Origin of the sequence: Sphingobacterium sp. JUb20 (assembly GCF_004342035.1) — a bacterium.
In the GTDB taxonomy this organism is placed as follows: domain Bacteria; phylum Bacteroidota; class Bacteroidia; order Sphingobacteriales; family Sphingobacteriaceae; genus Sphingobacterium; species Sphingobacterium anhuiense.
The window spans coordinates 1-2,226 of the sequence record NZ_SLYV01000034.1 but is presented as its reverse complement, the minus strand read 5'-3'; the positions used below and the strand labels follow the sequence as shown (position 1 = coordinate 2,226).

Sequence of the window (2,226 nt, the reverse complement as noted above, 5' to 3'; positions counted from 1 at the left end):
AAAAAAAGGCACCGACCTACTCTCCCACCTGTTACGGCAATACCATCGGCTCTGGCGGGCTTGACTTCTCTGTTCGGAATGGGAAGAGGTAGACACCGCCGATATAGGCACCTAAAATGTTTTTATGTGATATATGCTCTATAAAAAGCATTATCTATAGACAATTGAAAGAAAAACTAAAAGAGGAAGACAACAGTGTTTGCGTTGCTTGAGAAAGCTTCGGGTGATTAGTATTGCTCAGCTATGGTATTTCTACCTTTACACCTGCAACCTATCAACGTAGTAGTCTACTACGGCCCTATAAGGAAGTCTCATCTCGTGGCTAGTTTCGCACTTAGATGCTTTCAGCGCTTATCTATTCCCGACGTAGCTACCCAGCCGTACACCTGGCGGCATAACTGGTTTACCAGCGGTCAGTCCATCCCGGTCCTCTCGTACTAAGGACAGATCCACTCAAACTTCCAACGCCCACAACAGATAGGGACCGAACTGTCTCGCGACGTTCTGAACCCAGCTCGCGTGCCACTTTAATGGGCGAACAGCCCAACCCTTGGGACCTTCTCCAGCCCCAGGATGTGACGAGCCGACATCGAGGTGCCAAACCTCCCCGTCGATATGAGCTCTTGGGGGAGATCAGCCTGTTATCCCCAGCGTACCTTTTATCCTTTGAGCGATGGCCCTTCCATACAGAACCACCGGATCACTATGTCCGTCTTTCGACCCTGTTCGACTTGTTGGTCTCACAGTCAAGCAAGCTTATGCCATTGCACTCCTCGTACGGTTACCAAGCGTACTGAGCTTACCTTTGAAAGCCTCCGTTACCTTTTTGGAGGCGACCACCCCAGTCAAACTACCCACCAAACAATGTCCTCGACATGATCGAGTTAGAAACCGAATACAGAAAGGGCGGTATTTCAAGGTTGATTCCATGACTCCTGGCGAAGCCACTTCAACATCTCCCGCCTATCCTACACATCCTGTACCCAATTTCAATGTTAAGCTATAGTGAAGGTGCATGGGGTCTTTCCGTCCCGTTGCGGGTAATCGGCGTCTTCACCGATACCACAATTTCACCGAGCTCATGGCTGAGACAGCGCCCAGATCGTTACACCATTCGTGCAGGTCGGAACTTACCCGACAAGGAATTTCGCTACCTTAGGACCGTTATAGTTACGGCCGCCGTTTACTGGGGCTTCGATTCAATGCTTCTCTTGCGATGACATCCCCTCTTAACCTTCCAGCACCGGGCAGGTGTCAGGCCTTATACTTCATCTTTCGATTTTGCAAAGCCATATGTTTTTGTTAAACAGTCGCCTGGGCCTTTTCACTGCGGCTTCTCCATCGCTGGAGGAAGCGCCCCTTCTCCCGAAGTTACAGGGCCATTTTGCCGAGTTCCTTAGCCATGATTCACTCGAGCACCTTAGGATTCTCTCCTCGACTACCTGTGTCGGTTTACGGTACGGGTTTTTATAACCTGAAGCTTAGCGGGTTTTCTTGGAAGTCTGTTTACCTGCTCTATCAGCGCCGCCGAAGCTTTGCTGTACTATTGGGTTTCAGCAGGGTCGGCGGATTTGCCTACCGTCCCTATACCTACGCCTTTTAACGAACTATTCCGTCAGTTCGCGGCAGTGTCACTACTCCGTCACCACATCGCAGTTATAAAAAGTACTGGAATATTAACCAGTTGTCCATCGGCTTACTCCCTTCGGATGCGCCTTAGGCCCCGACTAACCCTGATCCGATTAGCGTTGATCAGGAAACCTTAGTCTTTCGGTGGGCGGGTTTCTCACCCGCCTTATCGTTACTTATGCCTACATTTGCTTTTCTATCAACTCCACGGCCCATTACCAGACCGCTTCTCCGTAAATAGAATGCTCCCCTACCAGACATGCACAAAATGCATGAATCCATAGCTTCGGTAATACACTTGATGCCCGTTTATTATCCACGCCCGACCGCTCGACTAGTGAGCTGTTACGCACTCTTTAAATGAATGGCTGCTTCCAAGCCAACATCCTAGCTGTCTGTGCAGTCGGACCTCGTTAGTTCAACTTAGCGTATATTTAGGGACCTTAGCTGATGGTCTGGGTTCTTTCCCTCTCGGCCTTGGACCTTAGCACCCAAAGCCTCACTGCCGGCCATATCTTATAGCATTCGGAGTTCGTCTGGATTTGGTAGGATTTGACTCCCCCGCACCCAATCGGTAGCTCTACCTCTATAAGACTC

At 49.9% G+C, this 2,226-nt stretch carries 2 rRNA genes; both read right to left on the bottom strand.

Annotated features, from left to right (window positions below):
* Nucleotides 1-3 precede the first annotated feature (3 nt).
* Nucleotides 4-115: ribosomal RNA gene (gene rrf, locus EDF66_RS25930) — 5S ribosomal RNA — on the bottom strand.
* A gap of 92 nt (nt 116-207) precedes the next feature.
* Nucleotides 208-2,226, bottom strand: a 23S ribosomal RNA gene (locus EDF66_RS25925); the annotation flags it as partial.